General features: G+C 45.2%; 19 protein-coding genes. 10 read left to right on the plus strand and 9 right to left on the minus strand.

Annotation, left to right across the window (positions count from 1 at the left end; all coding sequences use genetic code 11):
- Nucleotides 1–26: 26 nt before the first annotated feature.
- From JJ941_RS07680 to JJ941_RS15300, 4 genes are all read right to left on the minus strand, one after another.
- Nucleotides 27–2,528, minus strand: a complete 2,502-nt coding sequence (locus JJ941_RS07680; protein WP_290963462.1) for a M14 family metallopeptidase — start codon at nucleotides 2,526–2,528, stop codon at nucleotides 27–29.
- Between the two features lie 81 nt (nucleotides 2,529–2,609).
- A complete protein-coding gene (locus tag JJ941_RS07685; RefSeq protein ID WP_290963464.1) occupies nucleotides 2,610–3,536 on the minus strand; it encodes a HipA domain-containing protein in 927 nt (308 codons plus the stop codon).
- Nucleotides 3,533–3,847: a HipA N-terminal domain-containing protein gene (locus JJ941_RS07690; protein WP_290963466.1), complete on the minus strand. Its 315-nt coding sequence runs from the start codon at nucleotides 3,845–3,847 to the stop codon at nucleotides 3,533–3,535. Before JJ941_RS07690 ends, JJ941_RS07685 begins: the two co-directional genes overlap by 4 nt.
- Nucleotides 3,834–4,070 (minus strand): helix-turn-helix domain-containing protein, encoded by a 237-nt coding sequence (locus tag JJ941_RS15300; protein WP_290967723.1) that lies wholly within the window; start codon nucleotides 4,068–4,070, stop codon nucleotides 3,834–3,836. Before JJ941_RS15300 ends, JJ941_RS07690 begins: the two co-directional genes overlap by 14 nt.
- Before the next feature lie 325 nt (nucleotides 4,071–4,395).
- Between JJ941_RS15300 and JJ941_RS07695 the strand changes: the two genes are divergently transcribed.
- Nucleotides 4,396–5,985: a Ppx/GppA phosphatase family protein gene (locus tag JJ941_RS07695; RefSeq protein ID WP_290963469.1), complete on the plus strand. Its 1,590-nt coding sequence runs from the start codon at nucleotides 4,396–4,398 to the stop codon at nucleotides 5,983–5,985.
- A gap of 155 nt (nucleotides 5,986–6,140) precedes the next feature.
- Here JJ941_RS07695 and JJ941_RS07700 read toward each other — a convergent pair whose 3' ends face one another.
- The 5 genes from JJ941_RS07700 to JJ941_RS07720 form a co-directional block, all read right to left on the minus strand.
- Complete coding sequence (locus JJ941_RS07700; protein ID WP_290963472.1) at nucleotides 6,141–7,514, minus strand: M28 family metallopeptidase; 1,374 nt, start codon at nucleotides 7,512–7,514, stop codon at nucleotides 6,141–6,143.
- Nucleotides 7,515–7,518: 4 nt separating this feature from the next.
- Nucleotides 7,519–7,986 carry a hypothetical protein gene (locus tag JJ941_RS07705; protein ID WP_290963475.1) on the minus strand — a complete coding sequence of 156 codons (468 nt, stop codon included), beginning with the start codon at nucleotides 7,984–7,986 and terminating at the stop codon, nucleotides 7,519–7,521.
- A 114-nt stretch (nucleotides 7,987–8,100) separates the two neighbouring features.
- Nucleotides 8,101–9,426, minus strand: a complete 1,326-nt coding sequence (locus JJ941_RS07710) for a peptidoglycan DD-metalloendopeptidase family protein (RefSeq protein ID WP_290963476.1) — start codon at nucleotides 9,424–9,426, stop codon at nucleotides 8,101–8,103.
- A complete protein-coding gene (locus JJ941_RS07715; RefSeq protein ID WP_290963479.1) occupies nucleotides 9,423–10,184 on the minus strand; it encodes a DUF4292 domain-containing protein in 762 nt (253 codons plus the stop codon). The genes JJ941_RS07710 and JJ941_RS07715 overlap by 4 nt, the downstream gene beginning before the upstream one ends.
- A 1-nt stretch (nucleotide 10,185) precedes the next feature.
- Complete coding sequence (locus JJ941_RS07720; protein ID WP_290963482.1) at nucleotides 10,186–11,868, minus strand: tetratricopeptide repeat protein; 1,683 nt, start codon at nucleotides 11,866–11,868, stop codon at nucleotides 10,186–10,188.
- Nucleotides 11,869–12,380: 512 nt separating this feature from the next.
- Here JJ941_RS07720 and JJ941_RS07725 point away from each other — a divergent pair.
- The 9 genes from JJ941_RS07725 (at nucleotide 12,381) to JJ941_RS07765 (ending at nucleotide 23,285) form a co-directional block, all read left to right on the plus strand.
- Nucleotides 12,381–14,075: a hypothetical protein gene (locus tag JJ941_RS07725; RefSeq protein WP_290963485.1), complete on the plus strand. Its 1,695-nt coding sequence runs from the start codon at nucleotides 12,381–12,383 to the stop codon at nucleotides 14,073–14,075.
- The gene (locus JJ941_RS07730; RefSeq protein WP_290963488.1) at nucleotides 14,072–15,460 is read left to right on the plus strand and encodes a hypothetical protein; all 1,389 of its coding nucleotides are present in this window, start codon (nucleotides 14,072–14,074) and stop codon (nucleotides 15,458–15,460) included. Before JJ941_RS07725 ends, JJ941_RS07730 begins: the two co-directional genes overlap by 4 nt.
- Before the next feature lie 273 nt (nucleotides 15,461–15,733).
- Nucleotides 15,734–16,381, plus strand: coding sequence for a GNAT family N-acetyltransferase (locus JJ941_RS07735; RefSeq protein WP_290963491.1), 648 nt, complete (start codon nucleotides 15,734–15,736; stop codon nucleotides 16,379–16,381).
- A 193-nt stretch (nucleotides 16,382–16,574) separates the two neighbouring features.
- Nucleotides 16,575–17,771, plus strand: a complete 1,197-nt coding sequence (gene argG, locus JJ941_RS07740; protein ID WP_290963494.1) for an argininosuccinate synthase — start codon at nucleotides 16,575–16,577, stop codon at nucleotides 17,769–17,771.
- Nucleotides 17,764–18,726: an N-acetyl-gamma-glutamyl-phosphate reductase gene (argC, locus tag JJ941_RS07745; protein ID WP_290963497.1), complete on the plus strand. Its 963-nt coding sequence runs from the start codon at nucleotides 17,764–17,766 to the stop codon at nucleotides 18,724–18,726. Before argG ends, argC begins: the two co-directional genes overlap by 8 nt.
- Entirely contained in the window at nucleotides 18,726–19,853 is a 1,128-nt protein-coding gene (locus JJ941_RS07750) for an aminotransferase class III-fold pyridoxal phosphate-dependent enzyme (protein ID WP_290963500.1), read from the plus strand. The genes argC and JJ941_RS07750 overlap by 1 nt, the downstream gene beginning before the upstream one ends.
- Nucleotides 19,854–20,087: 234 nt before the next feature.
- Entirely contained in the window at nucleotides 20,088–21,038 is a 951-nt protein-coding gene (locus JJ941_RS07755; protein WP_290963503.1) for an N-acetylornithine carbamoyltransferase, read from the plus strand.
- Complete coding sequence (argB, locus tag JJ941_RS07760; protein ID WP_290963505.1) at nucleotides 21,035–21,793, plus strand: acetylglutamate kinase; 759 nt, start codon at nucleotides 21,035–21,037, stop codon at nucleotides 21,791–21,793. Before JJ941_RS07755 ends, argB begins: the two co-directional genes overlap by 4 nt.
- A 424-nt stretch (nucleotides 21,794–22,217) precedes the next feature.
- Nucleotides 22,218–23,285, plus strand: coding sequence for a M20 family metallo-hydrolase (locus tag JJ941_RS07765; protein WP_290963506.1), 1,068 nt, complete (start codon nucleotides 22,218–22,220; stop codon nucleotides 23,283–23,285).
- The last annotated feature ends 24 nt before the right edge of the window (nucleotides 23,286–23,309 follow it).

A 23,309-nucleotide genomic window follows, 5' to 3' on the forward strand; every position in this document is an offset into this window, starting at 1 on the left:
ACACCTTCGCACTTTAAGACGTTATTCTAATTCCCCACAAAGAAAACAGCATTCCCAAACAGCAGTTTACCGTTGTGCCAGAAACCGCGGAACAGGGGATTGTCAATCATATACACTACATGACCTGCCCCCATATCCTGAACACCGAAAGCAAGCGTGTGCTCCAGAGATTCCTTCGCTTTATTTCCCACAAAACCGCTGCGGTGAGCTCCCGGCTTGGCCGCCCCAACATTCCACCCGTTTGCAAGATAATCAAAAGCAGAAGAACCCAATTTCAGTGACATGTAATCTTCATCATACCCGAAAGCTAAAGGGTGTGAGGTATCCATCGAAATCTGGAATATGCTGCCGGGATTAAAGTACTGTGCCCGTTCGCGAGAAGCTTCTCCATACTTTTGAAGCTTGTCTTCAGGGTCTTCACTTTCCTCATTGTCTCGCTCTTTTCTTTTGAGGCTGAAGCCATCCTTTCCGGCTAAGTCATTATTGGCACTTCCAACGGCAATTAAGGTTCCGCCCGAACTTACCCATTCTTTAATAGCATCCAGTTCTCCACTTCCGATAGCACTGCCATAGGTATCCGGCAAAATTAGCACGTGATAATCATCCCAGTTTACAGAACCCACATCATCTGCATTAATCAGATTTACCGGGTAGTTGATTTGCTGATCGAAGTAGTTCCAGATATGCCCCACCATGTTAGAATTGGTTCCTTCACCGGAAAGCAAAGCCACTTTAGGCTTCTCAATATAGCGGACCGAAGATGACCCAAAATCTTTGCCGGAATCCACAAATCCTGTAGTAACAGGAGTCACAATCCGGTTCAGCAAATTCGCTTCATCCTTCACAATTTCGTCAAACTTATCTCCCAGTTTTTCATTGCCATTACGCGTGATGATTAAGGTGCCGGGAGCATACTCTTTTCCGTTCAGAGTGAAGGCCTTTTCAGCATACCGGACCGCAACACCTTCATCCAGCAGACGCGCCAGGTATCTCAAGTCTTCAATAGAATTCCATTTTGCGAGATAAGCATACGGCTTGTCGATAACCGGAGTGAGCTCGTCTTCCATACTCATTGAAAGGGGCTCGGTATCAAGCTGACCTTTGATTGCATAGCCATCCACTCCATAGGCATAATGCATTTCCCAGGCGGTGATATCATAAGTGAGTGAATCTGCAAGCTCCGGCTTTGGTTCAAACAACACCCGAACCAGCGTCCCCTTGGGTTGATACGTGCTAATCACATAATCACCTCCCTCGATGGAAACCCGACCCGTTTCACCCGTGCTGTAATCGTATCCGTTTGCATTGGAAGAACGGCTTGCCACTCCAAAATCGATGCGCTGATTTACCAGGTATCTCAACAGCCGGGATACTTTATCCAGGTTGCTGCTCTTTTTCACTACAAAGGTTTTGTATTCGCCGGCTCCATTTCGGTTTGTATTGGTGAAATAATCCGAAAACTCCTGAATCACCCGTTTCGAATTTTGAGCGGTAATTTCCACTGTAGAAAGTCCGCTTACGGTATGATGGGTTAGCCGATCAAGTAAAGTAAGCGTATCCCCTTCAGCGGTGATTACTCCGCGCCCGGCAGCACTGTGGCCGGCCTGCTCGTAGGTCATCCCGATAGCCCCATTGAATGTAGGCCAGGTATCCCCGTAGCTTGGATAGAACAGGTCAAAAACCTCGCGGGTAAAGTACAGCCAGTTTTCTTCGTCAAAATATTTGGTGTGGTTTTTACCAATCATGGTCTGAAACTGCCGCTGCCAGTCTGTGATCGCCATATGAAACGGCTCGGCTGCCGGAGCGAAATAATACGGTGAATTGTATCCCTGCTCATGGAAGTCGACATGTACATGAGGCATCCACTCGTTATAAACGCGGATTCGCTGCTGACTCTCAACCTGCGTTTGCCATGCCCAATCCCGGTTCAGATCAAAATAATAGTGATTGGTTCTGCCGCCCGGCCACGGTTCATCATGTTCACGCGTTTCAGGATGTACATTCTTTTTCTCCCCAACCACACTTCTGTACCAGTTCACATAACGATCACGACCGTCCGGATTTACCATCGGGTCCATAACTACCACGGTGTTTTCCAGCCAATTAGCATGCTCCGTAACCAGTTTATAAACGGTATTCAGGGCAGCTTCACTGGATGAGGTTTCATTTCCATGCACGTTATAACTCAGCCATACAATCGCCTTTTGATTGGGACTCGGAGTACCGGCTTCAAGGTCAGCCAGTTTTAAATTATTAGTACGGATTTCATCCAGATTTTGGTGATTAGCCTCGGTTGTAACCACCGCATACATCAGCTCACGCCCTTCGTTGGTGGTTCCGTATTGGGTAAGTGAAACCATGGGGGATTCATCAGCTACGTGCCGGAAATAATTCATCACTTTATAATGGGGCGTCCACTTTTCACCCAATTCATACCCTAAAAATTCAGCCGGTGACTGAAGCTGGGCAAGCACACTTCCGGTAACTAAAAAACAAGCTGCAACAGCTGTAAAAACAAATTTCTTCATACTTACGAGGTAATTATTCCTTTTTAAATGTTGGTTAATGGTAGGTATTCAAAACCGAGTGCACAAGTAAATTTTGGTAAGTCAGTTCAGAGCCTGAAACCGTTGTTCCAGAATTTCAAAGTAGGCTTCTTTTTTTTCGTCGCTTAAAAAACTGATTTTAATTAGCCTTTCCCATTCCTGGCGTGCATCCCAAAGATCTTTTTTAATAGTTGTGAGCACTTTATTATTCAACTCCATTCGTTCTTCTCCAAAATACTTGAAAAAAATAGCCTGAGTGAAGTTGGACTTCTTCCCCTTCAGTGGAAGTGCCATCTCTTCCACGGGGTTTGACATTACGATCGTTGTATTTAAAAGGTCATAAGCCGGAGAAAGCTCTGTTTTTTGATCTCTGTATATAAAGGAGAAGTTTTTTAAGTGCATGTCTTCGTTTCCGCATAAGAAACAAAACAAAGTCCTTCGAAATAGCCTCATTTTCTCCACCATGGGAAAAGTACAGTACTTATCAATTAGTGAAATTACTTTCTCCATCGAGTAATTGTATTTTGTTTCCCGGCTCATTCCTGCTACCTGAGCAAAATCTTCAACATGAACTTTACCTGCTTGCCCGAATCTGTCGAACCGCTTAATGAAGTAAAGCAGCGACTGGTCTTTCGCATAGATCAATCCATGTAATGGCACTTCAATACCTGCTGCCTTAGCCATTTTCATCGTTACATCTTCATTTTCAGGAACTTCATCATAGTCTGATAACTGAGGCTTCAGTATGTAACTTCCCTGCCTGTCCACAATTTTAAACGATTCGTTCTTAATACTTAATTGTGCACTTAGTTTGGGCTGTACTCCGGCTATCGACATTTTCGTCATTCTCTTTTGGGCTTCCTGAACCTGCTCCTTTCGGTCAAAAGGCAAAGGTTTTAACTCCTTTAGTGCAGGGTTGAGCTTATTAAGACCGGTTTTACTGTACCGTCCCGAGGCGATTCTCTCGTAGGTTATCGGACATCGATTCATGCTTTAACCTCCTTAACAGTTACTGCCCCAACGGTATCCTCACCTACCGCCATCAATTGTGCAAACCGATCGTTTCTGTCAATTTTTTTACTTCTTAAAAGAGCCTCCAGGTTTACGCCTTCCGGAAGCAGTCCCTCAAAAAAAGGCGGGAAGTGTTCAAATTTAAACTCTTTGTCTTCAACAGGCATCGTTACTGATATAGCTTTCCCTTTGTATGAATCATCGTAAATGAATCGATATTTTTGGTTTAGCTCATCCTCAATTAGCAAACCGGCTTCATTATTATGCATATAAACCTTAGCCTTTCTCATTTGACACCTCCTTCACACAGTATTCCATCAACGGACTCTCTAATTTTATATGAATATTGAGTACGCTGCATACTTTTTGAAAGCTCTCAAATTGAACTGTTTCTTTGCCATGCTCGATATCGAATACTACCGTCTTACCTACACCTGCTAAATCAGCTAATTGTACTTGTGTTAAATTACTCTGTTTTCTATGACAGCGAATAAGTTTTGCAAAATAATTCATAATAATTTTATTTACCGTTATAGCAGTTATTAATCTTATTATACAACTCGAACATCCTAAAAACAATGCAAAATAAAAATAATTACCGCTTAAACAGTAATTTTACAACTTGAACAGCAATTTGCCCTGAACAATCCCTTAAAAAAGACTTTATCACTGCTAAAGCAGTAAATAATTGCATGCTAAAAGTGAGCAAATAGTAAACTCTTCAACACTCATGCAATGTGTTTGCCCGTTTTTTCTACAGAATGGCAGTCATTCCCCATTATCAAAATGGTTATCTTTTGTGTATGATTAATCCAAAGCTCCAAATCAATTATCTAGCGTGATCATCAGTAGTAGTAACAACCAGGTTGCCCCCATCAAACGCATCGCCGCCATCGACATTGGCACCAACTCCTTCCACGCCATTATAGTTGATGTTTACTCCGACGGCAGCTTCCGAACGCTCGACAAACTCAAGGAAATGGTTCAGCTTGCCAAAGGCGGAATGGGCAAACGCCTTTCGGATGGAGCTTTCAAGCGCGGGCTAACCGCTCTCCGAAACATCAAGCGACTGGCTGACAGCTACGAGTGTGAAGAAATTCTGGCCTACGCAACCAGTGCCATTCGGGAAGCAGAAAACGGCGGAGAGTTCATTCAAAAAAGCATTGATGATATTGGTATTAAAATGAATGCCATTCCCGGCCGTGTTGAAGCCGAGCTGATTGGGCTGGCGGTCCGACATGGAGTGAAGCTCACAGAAGAACCGGTCCTGATGGCTGATGTGGGTGGCGGTAGCGTGGAGTTTCTGATCGGAAATGAAAAGGAATTCTTTTTCACGGCCAGTAAGAAAATCGGGGTTTCCCGGATGACAGAAATCTTCAAACCCGCCGACCCTATTACCGATGAAGACATTAAAAAGCTGGAAGCCCACTATGAAGAACAACTCCGGGATGTGGCCCAGGCATTTGCCCAGCACCGTACGGATACCATTATCGGATCATCGGGTACCATGGAAAACATTGCGCAGATGATTGCCGCCCGCAAGGATAAGTCCATCGATGTTACGCTGAACGAGATGGAGTTTTCGGCTGAAGAATTCAAAAAGTTCTATGACTGGTTTATCACACTCTCCAAAAAAGAACGAAAAAACGTAGCCGGACTCGATACCAAGCGGGTAGGCTTTATCAATACCGGGGTGGTGTTGCTGGACTTTCTGATCCGGAAGTTTGGCATTAAAACGGTGAAAATTTCTTCCCAGGCGCTGCGCGAAGGGATTGTAATCCGCTACCTGAAGAAAGACATGATTGGGTTACAGTGGTCAGGCGCTTTTGCAGATCCGAGGCGACGCAGTGTGTTTGAACTGCTTAGAAAAACTAACTGGCATGAAGCGCATTCCCGCCATGTAGCCAATATGGCACTCACTATTTTTGATGCGCTGGAAGATGAACTTGACCTCAGTTTGAACGATCGTGAACTGCTGGAATATGCCAGCTATCTCCATGACATCGGATACTATATTTCTCACTCCAAGCACCACAAACACGCTCTATACATCATCCGCCATTCTGATTTGAAGGGTTTTAAGGAAGACGAGATTGAGATCATTGCCAATGTGGCCCGATACCACCGACGTTCAACCCCCAAAAAACGACATGGTGAGTACTGGAAAATGCCACCGTCTATTCGAAAGCGAATCAAAAAGCTATCAGGCATTCTTCGGGTGGCAGATGGGCTGGACCGAAGTCACTACCAGAATGTGAAAGACCTGCAGGTTTATTCTGAAAAGGATCAGATCAAGCTGAATATCCGTACCGAGGGAGAGCCTTACCTGGAGATTTGGGGAGCAGAACGTAAATCTGACTTGCTTAAAGAAGTGACAGGGAAGAAGATCAATATTGAGCGGGTGATTGAACCGGCCTATATCGGTTAATAAAAAAAGCTCCAACGCTGAACGTCGGAGCGATATCAAGTTTCTAATAAACCGTAGGTCGGACAGGCTGTCCGACCTACGGTTTTTGAGACATCATCCCAATGGAAAACTGCACAAGCGGACGCTTGCGCTATTTTCTTATTATTCACAATGACTTAGTCACCGAAAGAGCCGGCAGGACCCGGAAATACAACCGGACTTTCAAAGCCGTCTTCTGATACGCTGGCTACCCCAAAGTAGTAATTATCGATAACTACATTCTCCAGCGTGTGCTCGGTTTTATCTGCGGGTACGAACACGCTTTTTTGCCATTGGTTGGCATCGGTGAGTCGCCAGTAAATTTTATATCCGGCCAGCTGAGGGTTTTGCTCAGGGTCCAATGCTTTCCATTTAAGGGTGGTACTTGGGCGAACGGCTCCCTCAATTTCTACTTCTGCCGGTGGACTTGGCGCCCAGCTCATCGCTGCCATAACCACGGCATTCAGGCCGGTTAGTTTGGCTGCGAAATCAAATTCCACTTCGTCCAGTACATCGCCATATTCTACACCATCTTCGGTGCGTAAATCCTGGTGCTGGCGGTTGTAATCTTCATTGGTTTCCATGATTCGTACTCCCGGAAAGCCGGCTTCATTGAACGGGCGGTGATGTCCTCCACGCCCAAAACGATCAAGCCGATAAATCATCATTACATCTAAATTACGGATGTACAAATCGGCCATTTTATCTACATAACGGGCCAGATTTCGTGACGGTGAATCCACTTCTCCCCCGGTATAACGGCGAATGGTTGCCTCCCGCTCCGTTTCCACATAGCGGGTTCCTTCAGAAAAAACCCGGGCGGTGGTATTATCAATAACCTGGTTAATACCCTGGATGTTTCCAATCATATCGTTGTTTAAAACACCCTTAATATCCCAGCCTTTTTCTTTGGCATGAGCCGCGAGAATCTGACCTCCAAACAAGCCCTGTTCTTCTCCGGAAAGGGCCGCGTACATGACAGATCCTTCAAACTCATAGTTCGTCAAAACCCGGGCAGACTCCAGCACCCCGGCCACTCCGGAAGCATTATCATTGGCACCGGGAGATTCTGACTCACCATCCAGCGCATCGGATACACGGGAATCAATATCACCGCTCATCACCACAAATCGGTTAGGATCAGCAGTGCCACGCTGAATGGCTATCACGTTAACAACATTGGTAGGCTCCGGGATACGACGCGTTCCCTCAATAACATCACTCACATAAAAAACTTCGAGGCAACCTCCGCAATTTTCGGAGATCCGTTCGAATTCAGCCTTAATCCAGCGCCGGGCCGCACCAATGCCGCGGGTATCTGAGGTTGTGTCGGAAAGGGTGTGTCGGGTTCCAAAACTAACCAGTTTCGTGATATCGGCTTCAATCCGGTCGGCAGATGGAGCCGCTCCGATTTCCCTGAGCACTTCCATTTCGGGTGTTTGGGCGTGGGCGAATCCTGAAAAAGCAATAATAAAAAGAAGAGAAAGAGCAGTAGCTTTAAATGGTTTCATAAATTTAATTTTTGTTGAGGTTATCATGCGAACGCTTTAAATCGTCCGGAGTTTTTTCGTCCTGATTTAAATATTCTTTCAGGTTTTTCTGGAACTTAGCCTGAGCCTTTAGTCCGGCACGGTGGCCGAAAAAAGCCCCCGATCCACAGGCTACAATCACTGTAAACATAAAAGTAAGCCTGGAGTCTCCCAGTCCGGCATCATAAATCTGAACCCATACCAACGGAGCCACAGCAACCAAAAGAGCGAAAACATAAGGGGCGGGATTCGGTCCCTGTAAACGCCTCATAAATCGGCGGCCTGAGAGAAAGACTAAATTCATATAAACCAGCCCAAAGCCTAAAAGTACAAGCAGGCCTACATAGGTAGGATTACTGATCATGCTTAAAAACTCAGAAGAGATGAGCGTGAAGGCAGCTGAAATCATTAAAATGCCGGAAGCGTAAAAAATAAACCGTGGTAAATTATCCAAAACGTTTTGCAGTGGTTGAATTGGGGTTTTTGAGATAAGCTGAAATTCCTAAAAACGCACCCCAAATTCCAATGCTAACATATCTTTTAACGCCTGAATTACCAGAAGGTAAAACTACTTGGCAGTCAACCAATTTTCAGGATTCAAATTCTCGTTACCACGGCGTACGAGGAAAAAGATAACTTCACCTAATTCAGACTGACTGGTCCCAGACAAGCCCAGTTGCTGCCCGCGCTCAAGAATAGACCCCACTTCCACATCGATGCGGCTTAAGTTTCCGTATGCGGTGTAATAAGAACCGTGCTTCACAAACACCACGTCCCCATAACCGGGTAAGGGCTGGATGCGGAATACATACCCATCAGATACAGACTTTACCGGTGAGGCGGCATCAGCTACAATATCAATACCGGGGTGTTCGGTAACAGTTCCATAAAGCGGGTTCCGTACACGGCCGAATTTCTTGGCTACCGTCTTGCTGTTTACCGGCCACGGAAGATCTCCTTTGGCCTGAGCAAAGGAATTTTCATAGGTCAGCAAAACTTCATCGCTAACAAAGTTTTCACGCACTATCGGGCGGGAGTATTTCTCTACTTCATCGGCCCGGCGGGCAGCATCTGCAATATTTCGAGCCTCTTCCAGCCGTCGTAAACGTTCGTTCTCAGCTTCCCTTAGGTCTTCTTCTTCAGCAATCAGGTTGGTGAACGTGCTTTCCAAGTTCTCTTTTTCCTGCCGGGTTTTGCGAAGTTCCTCAAGCCAGGTGCTTCGTTCCTGTTTAATTTTCTCTACCGTCTGCTGCTGCTGCTGGCGCTGATCACCCAACTCCTCTTTCTCTTCGCGAATTTCACTGATTACCTGCTGGTTCTTTTTGTAACTGTCCTGCAAATCATCTTTTACCTGGTCCAGCTCCTTCTTGTTTTTTCTGATTAGCCCGGCCTGCTTGGTCTTCTGCTCCTCAAATCGCTGCAGGTAATTCGACCGCACCACCATTTGGTTAATGGATTCTGACGTCAGTAGCAGCTCCAGGTTTCCTGCCCTACCGTTTTTGTAGGCATACAAAATGATCTGCTTGTAATTATCGATCAGCTGTTCCAGCTCTTGTTCTCTAAGCTCGATCTCTTTTTCGGTCAGCTCAATTTCAGCTTCAATCTGACTTTGTTCTTGCTGCAGGCTTTGGATTTTATCATCCTGAAGGGCTATCAGGTTGTTCAATGACTGAAATTGCTCAAAAGACTTATCAAATCGTTCTTCAGCCTGGCTAACCCGCTGCTGATAGTTCCTGATACGGGCCTCCAGCACGTTAATCTCGGCTCGGGTGTTTTCCTGACGCTTCAGCAGCTCCTCTCTTTTCTCCTGATACGTTTGAGCGAAAGACTCAGCACCCATCAGCAGGGCCAAAATCAGAATTCCAATAATGCGGATGCAGCTTTTCGCTTTCATATCCTTTGAATGTTAATGTCGTTAGGAATATCGATTTCCAGATTTAGTTTACCCGGATTTACTTCGAGGCTTCTCACCAAAAACACGACCCGTGAATCTCCGTCTGCGCTAAAGATCGTTATTTTTCTTGGTAAAGTGAATCCATTCAACTCGCCGTAGCTTTCATAAATAATTCGGGAATAAGGAGCCAGTCCTCTCCGGGTTTGATCTACCTGCTGAACCCAGCCTTTTTCCTTATTCACAAAAACCCGGGCTCCGTTTTTTAACCTCAGCTGATAGGAATTATTGCTTTCCCAAACAGACTGCACATCCCCCGCATACACTTTAAAATTCAGCAGATCCAGGATGTTAATGGAAGCGAGTTCATTCAGGGTGGTCATTCGCCCATCATAGATAGAAATCTTTTGAGCGATTTTGTCGAGCTTATTATAGATCAGTATAGAATCGCTGTCCACCAGCATCTGCCCGCCTTCAATCCCGATCCGGTTTTGAAACGTCAGTAAACTCAGCTCCCGATTGGCTTCAAAATCGATGGTCACCCGATCGCTGTTCCCCGGCTCACTCACCAAAGCCCTTCCCTTGCCTTTTATGGCATCCAGTTCGGTTGCATAGTTTGGTATTTGGGATACCACTTCTTCTTTGGGGATTTCAACACGGGTAAAATCCCCTTCGGTAACCGTTCGGGTTGAAGTACACGAGCTTATGATAAACCCAAGGCCCATGACTGCTATAAGTGAAAGACGGGATCTAAACTTCACGCTAATTTATTTTATCCTGCAAATGTGTTCGGGTTGAATCTTTTTCCAATGCTTGCTGCCACCAGTCCCGGGCTTCATCCATATTGCCGAGCTGCTCTTCCACATCGCCCATATGTTCCAATACTTCTGCGCTGGCCGACCCGGTTTTAATGGAGGCGTCAATGAATCTTTTGGCCCGGTCGTAATCGCCCAGCTTGAAATAAACCCAGCCTACGGTATCCAGGTAAGCAGCATTTTCCGGAGCTACTTCAATGGCTTTTAGTGCTAATTCCTTGGCTCGTTCCAGGTTCTCTCCCCGAACCGATAAATTATACGCGTAATTATTCATCGCATTGTCGTTCTCGGGGTCGTAGCGCAGGGCCAGTTCGTAGGCTTCATCCGATGCTTCATGATGTTCGAGATTCGCCCTCACATCTCCCAGTGTGCTGTACACAATCGATTTGAATGGGCGGCGAGCCGGGGCGCGGGTTGCATTCTCCAACCACTCTTCTGCCTTCTGATTTTGACCGTTGAGCATATAGGCACTGCCCACAAAAAATTGGACAAAGGCATCATCCGGAACCGACTCATCTGCTTTTTCACCTACTTCAATGGCTTCTTCGTACCTTTGCTCACTCATCAACAACTGCAGGCGCTGCCTCCACGCGATGTCATCTTCAGGGAGCAACTCGTTTGCCCGCTCGAGATTCTCAAGAGCTTTTTCGGGTTGAGCCGTTTGGGCATAAAACTCTCCAGCAAGGGTGAACGCCGGACCGTAACCAGATTCACTTTCGGTAAGGGTATCTAAGACACGCTCGGTTTCAATTCTAAGCTGAATGTTCTGGGAATCCTGCTGAACTCTTGAATACAGAAACCGGGCGATGTTCATTTTGTCCACCGGCTCAATAAGTGGGTCACCGATAAAATCCGTTAACAGGGTGCCGGCACTGTCCCATCGTTGTTCGTCGAGGTAAATGCCGGCCAGGTTTATGAGTGATTGCGGATCACGGGCATTTCTGTTCAGCGCATCAGACAATACTTTTTTGGCTGAATCGCGCTCACCGTTTCTCACATAATATTCGCCCAGCATATTCAGCATTTCCAGGTTATCCGGGTCAATTTCGCGCACCTTTTCCAGCTGAGCCACGGCCGAATCCGGAACCGCCAGCGCTTCAAAATTTCTAAATTTCATCAGCAGCACCTGGATATCGGGCCCGGTCAGCTTCAGGATTTGATCCAGTGCCTCATTCGATTTCAGAAACTCACCATAGTCGTTATAGGTGTCGGCGAGCATGTACAGAGCGTCAAAATCATCGGGGTGAAAGTCCAGCAGAGTGGTTAGCTCATCCAGCGTAGCCTGGTTTCGGCCTGCTGCTCGATATATCTGGGCCAGCTTGAGGCGGTACCATTTGTTTTCCGGCTCGGTTTCTACGGCCTGCTTTCCATAAAGAGCAGCATTAGGAAGGTCATCCAGCTGCAGATAGGTATCAGCCAGTGCGTAATTTACACCCGAAGGTGCTTCCAGATTACGCCGCGCCTCCAGGAATAACTCCCTGGCTGTTTCAAACTCCTCGTTTTCAAATGCTTCCATACCCTGAATGTAAGCCGCCTTGCCGGTAAGCTGGGTATCGGACTGGATCTGGGCAAGCGCCGGAGCGCATCCCAAAAGCAACAGAGAAAATAAGGTGGTCTGGAAAAATTTCATGGCATTCATATCAACGGTAAGTATAACAGGAAAGTGTGATTTATGCTCACTTGCTTGCTCAACAAAAAAAGAGCCGGATGGGATGTCCGGCTCTTCTGCTTTTTCTGTTAAAAAGCTGTTGCTCTCTTAATGAATAGTGCATGTAAAATGAAAGTTTAGCAGGTTTTCGTTCCCGTAAGAGTAACCATTCAGGATTCTTTTTAGCCGACATATCATTCCGGAACAAAAATGATTAACTAAAACTGTAACAAGCCCGTTTGTTTTTCCTCTCTTTAGGTGGGTACTCTAATAAATACGAGCTTTATGATACAAGTTTATTCAAAAATCGTTCTTTTGGGGTTTACGATCTTTCTTTTCCTTTCTATCCAAAATGCCATGGGACAGGTTGTGATTAAAGATAAACTTGAGATAAAACCAAACGGTCAGAAAACTCATGATCCCGGGATTGAGTCGGCAGTCTCAGGTCCGTTCTCCTTTTATTATCCGGTTTTCTTTTTGATTTTTCGTACCGCATGGAGCTCTATGATGTACCCTCTGTAGCCTTATCTAATTCGTCTCAGGAAAAATTTGTTGCACTTTTGGACGGGTATCCCGATGGAAGTGAGGCCTTGTACGATGACGCAGGGACTGACATTTTGGTACTTAACCGCCCGGAGACCCAAGGCAAAAAATTCAAGCTACGGGTAATGGGGGAATTCAAAAAAGGGCTTACGCTTGGGAAAGCCAAACCCGAGGGCTATGACACCTCTGAAGTTGAAGAAACCGTGCAAGCAATATTCCCGGGGAAAACAGTAAGCAACATCGCATCCGATCCTTACTGCGGGTTAACCGAAGCCTATGTTTCCAGGAATGGAGTATTTGTAAATTGCTTTGAGTTTACGATAGGCAGCAGTTCTACTGAAATTTTGTTGGGCGAATCAAAATACTTTTATGCTATTCAAGACCCTGATGATAGCACCAACCTGCTGATCAAAGAATTGGAAGTTGATCCACAATCAGAAGATCCCCTAACCTTGCCTTCCGATGGTTTAGCAGATGGTTTTTCGGGTGACGATCTAATTGAAGTGATTTCCGGTGGCAAGTCGGGAGTATATTGGGAGCGGAAGCGGGCTATAATTGATAATAATGGTTCCATAACCGTTCAGGACTTACCTGATGGAATCGTGCGTGTCATAGGGCGGTATTGGGAAAACGGGAAGGCGTACAACGTGAGATTGAAAGCCTCTTCTGGAAACCGAGTGGGAGAATTGGAAATTAAAGTGGTGAAGCCGGATAAGCTGGGAGATATGTATGCGAAAGCCAGAGATGTTTTCGATCAGGTAATCAACGTGGATTCCCTCATCATTGCCAATGCCGGAAAGTATGGGATTCCGCCGCAATTATTGAAAGCTCATATAAGTGGAGAAGTATATACTGAAGACTTTGGCGCTGGAGTTGGAGAAGGATTTACTCCAGGCTACTTATACGAACCATTTACTGTTGAATGGTGGTTAAGAGACATTCAAGATGACTACGTCTTAAAAAAGGAATGGGAGGATAATGACTTTAGTGTATCGTCTGGTTCAATGGGATCAGGAGTTGCAGTTCCTGTGCATTTGTATACAGAAAAACAGACCTATCCTTCTAATCCGGTTACAATTTGGAAAATGGTTAATAAATATTCCTCTATTTCAGGTTCCTCTCCATCTGGAGAATGGAATTCTTATTACAAGAAGAAAGATACCTCTAGTCGGTTACAATTTTATTATAGTCAGCCAAGAGAAGTTTATGAGGATATTATTGGAGCCGTAAGGGAAAAGAATAAAGATCTTGAAGTTGAAGAAGTATACTCCCAGGCAAATGATTCTTTAGTTGCATATTTAAAAAGTGATTGGAGAGGTGGGCTTGATAATTTATATGCACAGACAAGAATAGCCAGTTCATATGGTTATTTTCAAGTGTTATATACTACGGGGATTTTATCCATCAAATCTGGAGGAGCAAATTATCCCAGAACTGAACTTCCTGAAAAACTGAACGAAGTAGAGACTAATTTCAGAGTAGCTATGGTAAAATATAATGAACTCCTAAACGAAATTGCGGATTCCAACTGGGAAAAAGGATATGAACAGGTGTGGTTTGAACTTGTTTCAAACTGGAATAGTAAACGTGAATATAGTTCTAGTATCTATAAAAACATCAAGAACTTTTTACCCCAAAACCCATGAAAAAACAATTTACTCTAAGTTTAATTCTTTCGCTTTTTGTAACAATTGCCAGTTATGGACAAACCATAGATGACATCAAACAACAAGTGAAATCAGAACTGGATTCAAAATACGATATTTCCTTTTTGGTAGATGTGGAAGCTTTTGATGGGCGCAATACATACGCTTATCAAGACCCATATAACACCTTGACTGGAACCTACTTAGTTATGGCTTCAGGTTCATCTATAAAACATGGGCTGATTGGAGTTTATGAGAATGGAGTTCTTATTTGGAATACAGACCCGATTTTAGCAGGATCTACCTACAGACATTTTTTAGGGTCAAGAGAATTGAATGGGGATGGTAAAGTTGAACTGATTTTTGGATGGAAATTGGGAGTGAACCCGCGGGGCTCATTTTTGTGGATTGTTTCTTGGGACGGAAATACTGGACAAATCATTAATAAGCTTGATGAAAGAGGAAGGCCAAAAATTTATGCCGGGGGAGATGTTATTTTTTACCCCGACTTTGAAGGAGACGGCATCTTTGAAGTCATGACTTACGACTATTATGACGAAGATGAAGATGACTCAAATGATTTATACTATCTTTTAAAATGGGATGGTATAAACTATGAACTAACTCAAAAAGTACAACAAAAAAACCTTACTCTCTCTCAATTCGATAGAAAAGGGTTTTCTTTTTTAGTAAATGCTGACATCAAAAAAGAAAGTGGAGAATTTGTTTTTCAATACAATATTTTTAATAAGGATAACAGTCTGAAGAAAATTGAAGATGTACATATTAAACCTCCATTTTCAATTTTTAGAAAGGTATCAATTCCAAAAAACAGAGACTTCTTTAATTCCAGATATGAAGTTTTAAGCCTTACTGTGGACGGACTCGAAAAAGGCAATTTTTCATTAGCTCCAGGAGATAGCCTGTTTTTTTCTTTTTCTACAGAATCTTTAGTAGGTATTTCAAACTTATATGCACAATCATTTAACGATATTCCTCCTGCTGTAAGTTTGAATGCAACCGATGAAGAACATAAAGAGGACATTCAAACTAATTCTATATCTGTCAATACCCTCGGCCCTTGGCTCCCCGACTCCTCCCTGAGCCTACAGGATTTTACCGACACCCTCCAAACCTTTCGCCGGCGTTCTTGTGAAGAACTGGGATGGATTACCAACAAGGGGATTTGTAACAGCCTGGATGTTAAACTACGAAATGTAGAACGACATCTTGAAAGGAATAAGCCCAAGCAGGCAGGTAACGTGCTGAATGCTTTTCTCAATGAGTTAAGTGCCCAGCGGGGAAAACACATCACCGAAGAAGGCTATGCTCTGCTTTACTATAATGCGGAGTACCTTCAGCAACGGATTGGAGAGATGGATTAAAGGAAGAAATCAGCAGAACTCTTCCCAAATGTTAAAATCTATCTCAGGGGTTGTTTTAAAGCTGCTGCATTGATTACATTAGAGCCATGCAAATTTTATGCGCACATAGGATCAATTTTACCACACTCCGGCGGCCCCTCCGACGGCGGTAATCATATTTTTATAGCTGCTTCATAGCAGCTCTCATCTTACAACCGCGAGATCCTAACCTATAACTTCTTCTACCCGACAGAAGTCTATTCATTCCCTAATTCACTTTATTTATTTACCAACATGTCCGTAAAGATTCATATCGCTTCCGAGCCTCATACTGCTTATGCCGATGACATTTGTGCCATGATCGAAGTGGCTGCCCGCCAGCGCGGCACCGGAATTGCCAAGCGTAAACCCGAGTACATTACCATGAAAATCAGAAATGGAAACTCGGTGATAGCCCTGGACGGGGAAACGCTGGTCGGCTTTTGCTACATCGAAATTTGGGAGAACAAAAAATATGTGGCCAACTCCGGGCTGATTGTAAACCCGGACTATCGCGGACAGGGAATCGCCAAAAAGATAAAGGCTAAAGCATTTGAGCTTTCCCGAAAGAAATACCCGGAATCAAAATTATTCGGAATAACCACCAGCCTGCCGGTAATGAAGATCAACTCCGACCTTGGCTACAAACCGGTTACGTTCTCGGAGCTGACCCAGGATGAGACCTTCTGGAGCGGATGCCAAAGCTGCCCGAACTACGACATCCTGACCCGCAATGAGCGCAAGAATTGCATGTGCACGGGAATGCTGTTTGATCCCGAAAGACCCAATACGAAGCCAAAGGCAGAGCGAGCTCAGAATATTCAGAAATTTCACCGCTCGGTGAGGTTGAAGACCGCATCTTTCATTAAAAAAATCATTAACCCTTTGAAGTTATTTCTATGAACTCATCCAAAGCTGACATTAAAAGGAGCCCGGTCTTCGATCGCACAATCGAGAAGCATAACAACGTGGCAATCTTCCGGAAACAAGATTCCAGGTATTTCAAGGAGATCGCCACGTCGAAAGGAAATGGTAAAATCATTTCGGCATCTGTACTCCTCGCGATGACAATTCTTAATTCAAATACGGTTCAATCATGAATAAAAAGAAAAAAGTTTTACTTGCCTTCAGTGGCGGACTCGACACCACCTATTGTGCTATTTGGCTGGCGAAAAAACATGGCTATGAAGTTCATACTGCTGCCATAAACACCGGTGGTTTTAATGAATCCGAAGAACAAGCCCTGGCTGAAAAGGCCGACAACCTGGGCATTAAAAACCACGTGATGCTGAACGTAGAAAATGAATTCTATCAAAAAGGCATCAGGTACCTCATTTTTGGTAATGTGCTGAAGAATCATACCTACCCGCTTTCGGTGAGTGCCGAACGCGTTTTCCAGGCGGTGGCTCTCGCTGAATATGCCAAAGAAATTGGTGCCGATGCCATCGCTCACGGCAGCACAGGTGCCGGGAATGATCAGGTTCGCTTCGACCTGGTATTTCAGGTCGTGGCTCCCGATCTCGAGATCATCACTCCCATCCGCGATCAGAAACTGAGCCGTGAAGAAGAAGTGGAATACCTGAAATCTCATGGTGTTGACCAGGAATGGGCAAAGGCTAAATACTCCATCAACATAGGACTTTGGGGAACCTCGGTGGGAGGAGCCGAAACGCTGACCTCCCACAAGGCACTACCTGATGAAGCCTGGCCAACGGAGTTCGTTAATCCTGATCCGTTAGAGGTTAAGCTCGGTTTTGAACAAGGTGAACCAACAACAATTAACGGTGAACGGTTAACCCCGGTCGAAGTAATTAAAAAACTGAACGAACTCGCTGCACCTTGCGGTATCGGGAGAGACATCCACGTTGGTGATACCATTATTGGGATTAAGGGCCGCGTGGGGTTTGAGGCCGCCGCTCCTATGATCATCATCAAAGCGCACCAGCTTTTGGAGAAGCATACATTGGGAAAATGGCAGCTGTACTGGAAAGACCAGCTGGCAGAATGGTATGGCATGCTGATGCACGAAGGGCAATACCTGGACCCGGTGATGCGCAACATCGAGACTTTTCTCGAAGACACCCAAAAAACCGTTTCCGGTAACGTTTTTGTAAAACTGGGGCCCAAACGATTTGAGCTGGAAGGCATTGAATCTGAAAATGATCTTATGGGCAGTAAAGCCGGGAAGTACGGAGAAATGAACAACGCCTGGAGTGGTGAAGATGTAAAAGGGTTCACCAAAATCCTGGCCAATTCCATGCTCATCCAACAAAAAATACAGAACCATGATTAAAGCAGGCATTATTGGCGGAGCCGGATATACGGCCGGAGAACTGATCCGAATTTTACTTCTTCATCCGGAAGTGGAATTACTGAGTGTTGTGAGCCGAAGTCATAACGGGGAATTTCTCTATACAGCCCACCCTGACCTGGAAGGGGATACAAATCTGAAATTTGATTCCGAATTATCTCAGCATTCAGATGTGGTTTTCCTTTGCTCGGGCCATGGAAAGTCCAAAGCGATTGTTGAAGGAAATACCCTGCCTCAGTCAGCCAAAGTTATTGACCTAAGTTCAGACTATCGCATCAAAGGCGAACATGATTTTATTTACGGGCTGCCTGAGCTGAATCGTGATATCATCAAAACAACCAGCTACATTGCTAACCCCGGTTGTTTTGCAACTTGCATTCAGCTGTGCCTGCTCCCTCTGGCAAGCAAGAACTTACTCAACAAACCGGTTCATATAACGGCCATCACAGGGAGCACGGGCGCCGGACAAAACCCTACCGATACCACCCATTTCAGCTGGCGAAGTAACAATGCGTCCATCTACAAACCACTGAAACACCAGCACCTGGGAGAAATAAAGCAGAGCCTGGAACAGCTTCAGGAAGGCTTTCATCAACCGGTTCATTTCATCCCGATGCGCGGAGCCTTTACCCGGGGAATCCTCGCTACCTGCTATTTGGAGCTGGATGAATCGGCTGATACGATCAAAAAACTCTTCAAAGAATACTACGCCGGCCATCCATTTGTAACTGTTTCGGATTCCTCACCAGACGTAAAGCGTGTGGTAAGCACCAACAAAGCCCTGATTCATGTTCAAACAGAAGACGGGCAGGTTTTGATTTCCGGTGTGATCGATAATTTACTGAAGGGGGCCTCCGGACAGGCTGTGCAAAATATGAACCTGATGTTTGGGCTGGATGAGACGCTCGGACTTAACCTCAAAGCCACCGCATTCTGATGAACCTGTTTCAAGTATATCCCCTGTTTGATGTTGAGCCGGTAAAAGCAAAAGGAAGCTATGTGTATGATGCCGCCGGACAAAAATACCTCGATTTCTATGGCGGTCATGCCGTGATTTCTATCGGCCATTCACACCCGCACTATTTGAATCGGGTAACTGCTCAGCTGAATGAAATTGGCTTCTACTCCAACTCTGTGCCCATTGGCATTCAGCAGGAGCTGGCTCAAAAGCTGGGCAAACTTTCGGGCTATGAAAACTGGAATTTATTCCTGTGCAATTCCGGGGCCGAAGCCAATGAGAATGCGCTGAAAGTAGCCTCGGCTCACAACGGACGAAAGAAAATCATGGCTTTCAACGGAGCTTTTCATGGGAGAACCTCGCTGGCGGTAGCCGTTACCGACAACCCAAACATTGTTTTCCCGGTAAATGAAGGAGCGGAAGTTCTGCGATTTGAATTCAATGATTTTGAGGGCGTTGAAAAAGCCTTGAAGCAGGAAGACATCAGTTCGGTAATCATCGAAGGCATTCAAGGTGTGGGAGGTATTGAAAGTCCGTCTCCGGAATTCTTGCACCACCTGCGTACCCTTTGTAATGAAACCGGAACGGTTCTCATTCTCGATGAAGTCCAATCCGGAATTGGGCGCACCGGAAAGTTTTTCGCCCATCAGCTCTTTGGGGTTGAACCGGATATCATTTCCATGGCGAAAGGCATGGGCAATGGGTTTCCGGTTGGTGGCGTGTTATTTCATCCTAAGTTTGAAGCTTCTTTCGGGATGCTGGGCACCACTTTTGGCGGGAATCACCTGGCTTGTGCCGCTTCCCTTGCAGTACTGGAGGTGCTGGAGCAGGAGAACCTGATGAGGAACGCAGAACAACTGGGCACGTACCTGAAACAGGAACTGACAAAGCTTTCAAAAGTTCAGGACGTACGCGGATTTGGGCTGATGATAGGTGTGGAGTTTGATCAGCCGGTTGCCGAATGGCGAAAAGAGTTACTATACAAACATCACATTTTCACTGGTTCTTCTTCCAATAAAAAAGTTCTTCGTTTACTTCCTCCCCTGAGTATTGGGAAAGAAGAATGCCATGAATTAATCAAAGCTTTGAAGGAGGTTCTGAAATGAAGTATCAGTCATTGCGAGGAGCCCTTGCCTATGAGAAAAGATCAGGCTGTCAAACGAAGCAATCTCCTTGTACAGAGAAGGCAGGTTTTTCAGGAAGATCGCCACGTCAATATACATCATATACCAAATCCATAGAACGAGATTCCTCGCGATGACGCACTCCTTATTTATTCATGATTTGACAGTCATCTCTGGCTTGATCAGAAATCTCCAACTAAAGCCAATTTATCTAATATGAAATCATTCCTGTCTATAAAAGATGTTCAAAACCTTTCGGCGCTTGTAAAAGACGCTCTGGAAATCAAGAAAAATCCTCATGTCTATAAAGAGCTGGGCCGGGATAAATCCATGTGCCTCATTTTTCTGAACCCCAGCCTGCGAACGCGATTAAGTTCTCAAAAAGCGGCCTTCAACCTTGGGCTCCAAACGGCGGTACTGGATGTTGGAAGCCAGGGCTGGCAGCTTGAGTTTGAGGATGGAGTCAAAATGGATTCTGACAAAGCCGAACATATCCGTGAAGCTGCTGCCGTAATCGGCTCCTACTTCGATGTCGTTGCCATTCGTGCTTTTGCCAAGCTGGAAAATCGCGAAGATGATTACAGCGAGCAGGTAATGGAATCGTTCAAAAAATTCTGCCCTGCCCCGGTTATTAATATGGAGTCGGGAACCGGGCATCCACTTCAGGCACTGGCCGACCTAATCACCATAGAAGAACATAAAACCGTCGATAAACCCAAAGTGGTTTTAGCGTGGGCGCCACATCCGAAAGCATTGCCCCAGGCCGTAGCCAATTCCTTTTCCCGATGGATGCAAGCCGCTGATTTTGATCTGACAATCACTCACCCTAAAGGCTATGAACTGGTAGATGAAGCCGTTGGTAATGCCCGGGTGGAGTACAGTCAAAAAAATGCTTTTGAAGGAGCTGATTTCATCTATGCCAAAAACTGGAGCAGCTATTCACAATATGGGCAAGTGCTCTCCAAAGATCCAAACTGGATGGTAACGGCCGAAAAGATGAAGATCACCAACAATGCCAAATTTATGCATTGTCTGCCTGTTCGCCGAAATGTAATCGTAGAAGATGCTGTCATTGATAGTAAAAACAGTCTGGTGATTCCCGAAGCCACTAACCGGATTTACTCCATGCAGACAGTTTTGAGACACATTCTGGAGGAACTGAAATGAAGTCACTGAAAGTTATTAAGATTGGTGGGAAGGTAATTGACGATGATCAAAAGCTGGATCACTTTCTGAATGATTTTGCTTCTGTTAAAGGTCCGAAAATCTTGATTCATGGAGGCGGATCCATTGCCACCAAAATGGGAGAACGGCTCGGCATCAAACCGAATATGATTGAGGGCAGGCGAATTACCGATGCGGAAACACTGGAGGTAATCACTATGGTTTATGGCGGACTGGTTAACAAAAAGATTGTTGCGAAACTTCAGTCGTTTGGAGCAAAAGCGGTGGGTCTTTCCGGGGCCGACCTGAACATCATCCCTGCCAAAAAACGTAATTCCAAACCGGTAGATTTTGGCTGGGTCGGTGATGTGGAAACCATTCACACCGAATGGCTATCCTATTTTTTGGATAACGGCGTGGTACCGGTTCTGGCTCCACTTACACACGACCAAAAGGGCCATATACTCAATACCAATGCGGACACGATTGCATCATCGGTGGCAACGGCTCTGAGCAAGGACTTCGAGACGGAACTCTTGTATTGCTTCGAACAGCCCGGAGTGATGAACAATGGAAAACTGATCACAAAAATGAACCTGCTGCTTTACCGATACCTGAAAGATGGGGGTATTATTACCGATGGCATGATTCCAAAGCTTGATCTGGGATTTTCAGCACTTAGAAAAGGAATAAAGGTGAGCATTCGTAGTTTTGAAGATGTGGCCAAGCCGGAATCAGGAACGAGCTTAGTTAAATGATTAAACACGGATGACAGGATAATGCAGGTGATCGCAGGTTTATTTATTGAGCACATTATAATTCAAGCGTCCTCCTCCTTTTGAAGGAGGAGACAGAGGAGGTCGAAATGTTGGAATTAGCTTCAACCCATACAAGTACCATAATTGTTTGAACACGGATGACACAAATTTGACGGATTTTCGCAGATATATAAAAGTTAAGTCATCCCGGACTTGATCCGGGATCTCCAGGAATAAACTCCGATATAGTTCAGGAGATTCCGGTTCTGCACTCCGTTTGACCGGAATGACATGAACTTTATTGAGATAGACGATTGAACACGGATGACTGAATAATGCAGATAATCGCAGGTCAATTAAATGAGTACATTATAATTCAAGCGTCCTCCTCCTTTTGAAACAGTATGATAACAAAGGTAGAAACATGAACAACATACAAGAACTTACAGAACAGGCCACCGAGCTACTTAAAGAGCTGATTTCCATTCAATCCTACAGCGGACAGGAAAATCAGACAGCTGATTTACTTTCCGGTGTACTTTCGGACTTTGGGTTTGATCCTCACCGAAAAGGGAATAACATCTGGAGTTGGTCGGCTGATTTTGATCCCCAAAAACTAACGGTCATGCTGAACTCGCATCATGATACGGTGAGGGCTACTTCGAAATGGACTAAAGATCCTTTTACTCCCACCTTGGAAGACGGCAAACTCTACGGGTTGGGAAGCAACGATGCCGGCGGACCTTTGGTGAGTTTACTCGCAACCTTCGTTTTTCTCTCCAAAAAAGAACAGCCATATAATTTGATTTTTCTGGCCTCGGCGGAGGAAGAAACTTCCGGAAAGAACGGCGTTCCCATTGTGCTTCCTGAATTGCCGGAAATTGATTTTGCCGTGGTGGGCGAACCGACCTCTATGAACCTTGCCATTGCCGAGCGTGGATTGATTGTTTTGGATTGTGTGAGTCATGGCCAAAGCGGACATGCTGCCCGAAATGAAGGCGAGAATGCTCTCTATAAAGCCCTGAAAGATATTGATTGGATTCGTTCTCACCAGTTTGAAAAAGTATCGGAAGTACTGGGTCCTATAAACATGACCGTGACAATGATCGAGGCGGGAAGTCAGCATAATGTGGTGCCTGATGAATGTCGGTTTGTGGTGGATGTTCGCCCCAATGAATTTTACACGAACGAAGAAGTTGTGCTGCTGATCCGGAAACATGTGGATTGTGAAGTAACTCCCCGGTCCACCAATCTGAATGCTTCGGGTGTGGAGTCTGGCCATCCGGTAATTCAGAGGGCAAAAGAATTGGGACTCAAAACCTATGGATCAAAAACGATGTCGGACCAGGTTCACATGCCGTTCGACAGTGTGAAAATCGGTCCCGGAGATACCCGCCGATCTCATACTGCAGATGAATATATTAAGCTGGAAGAAATCAGAAATGGAATCAATACGTACATATCCCTTTTAGACCAGTGGAACATACGGTAGTTTCTATAACGGATTAGATGATAA

This window comes from Gracilimonas sp., from assembly GCF_017641085.1.
Classification (GTDB): domain Bacteria; phylum Bacteroidota; class Rhodothermia; order Balneolales; family Balneolaceae; genus Gracilimonas.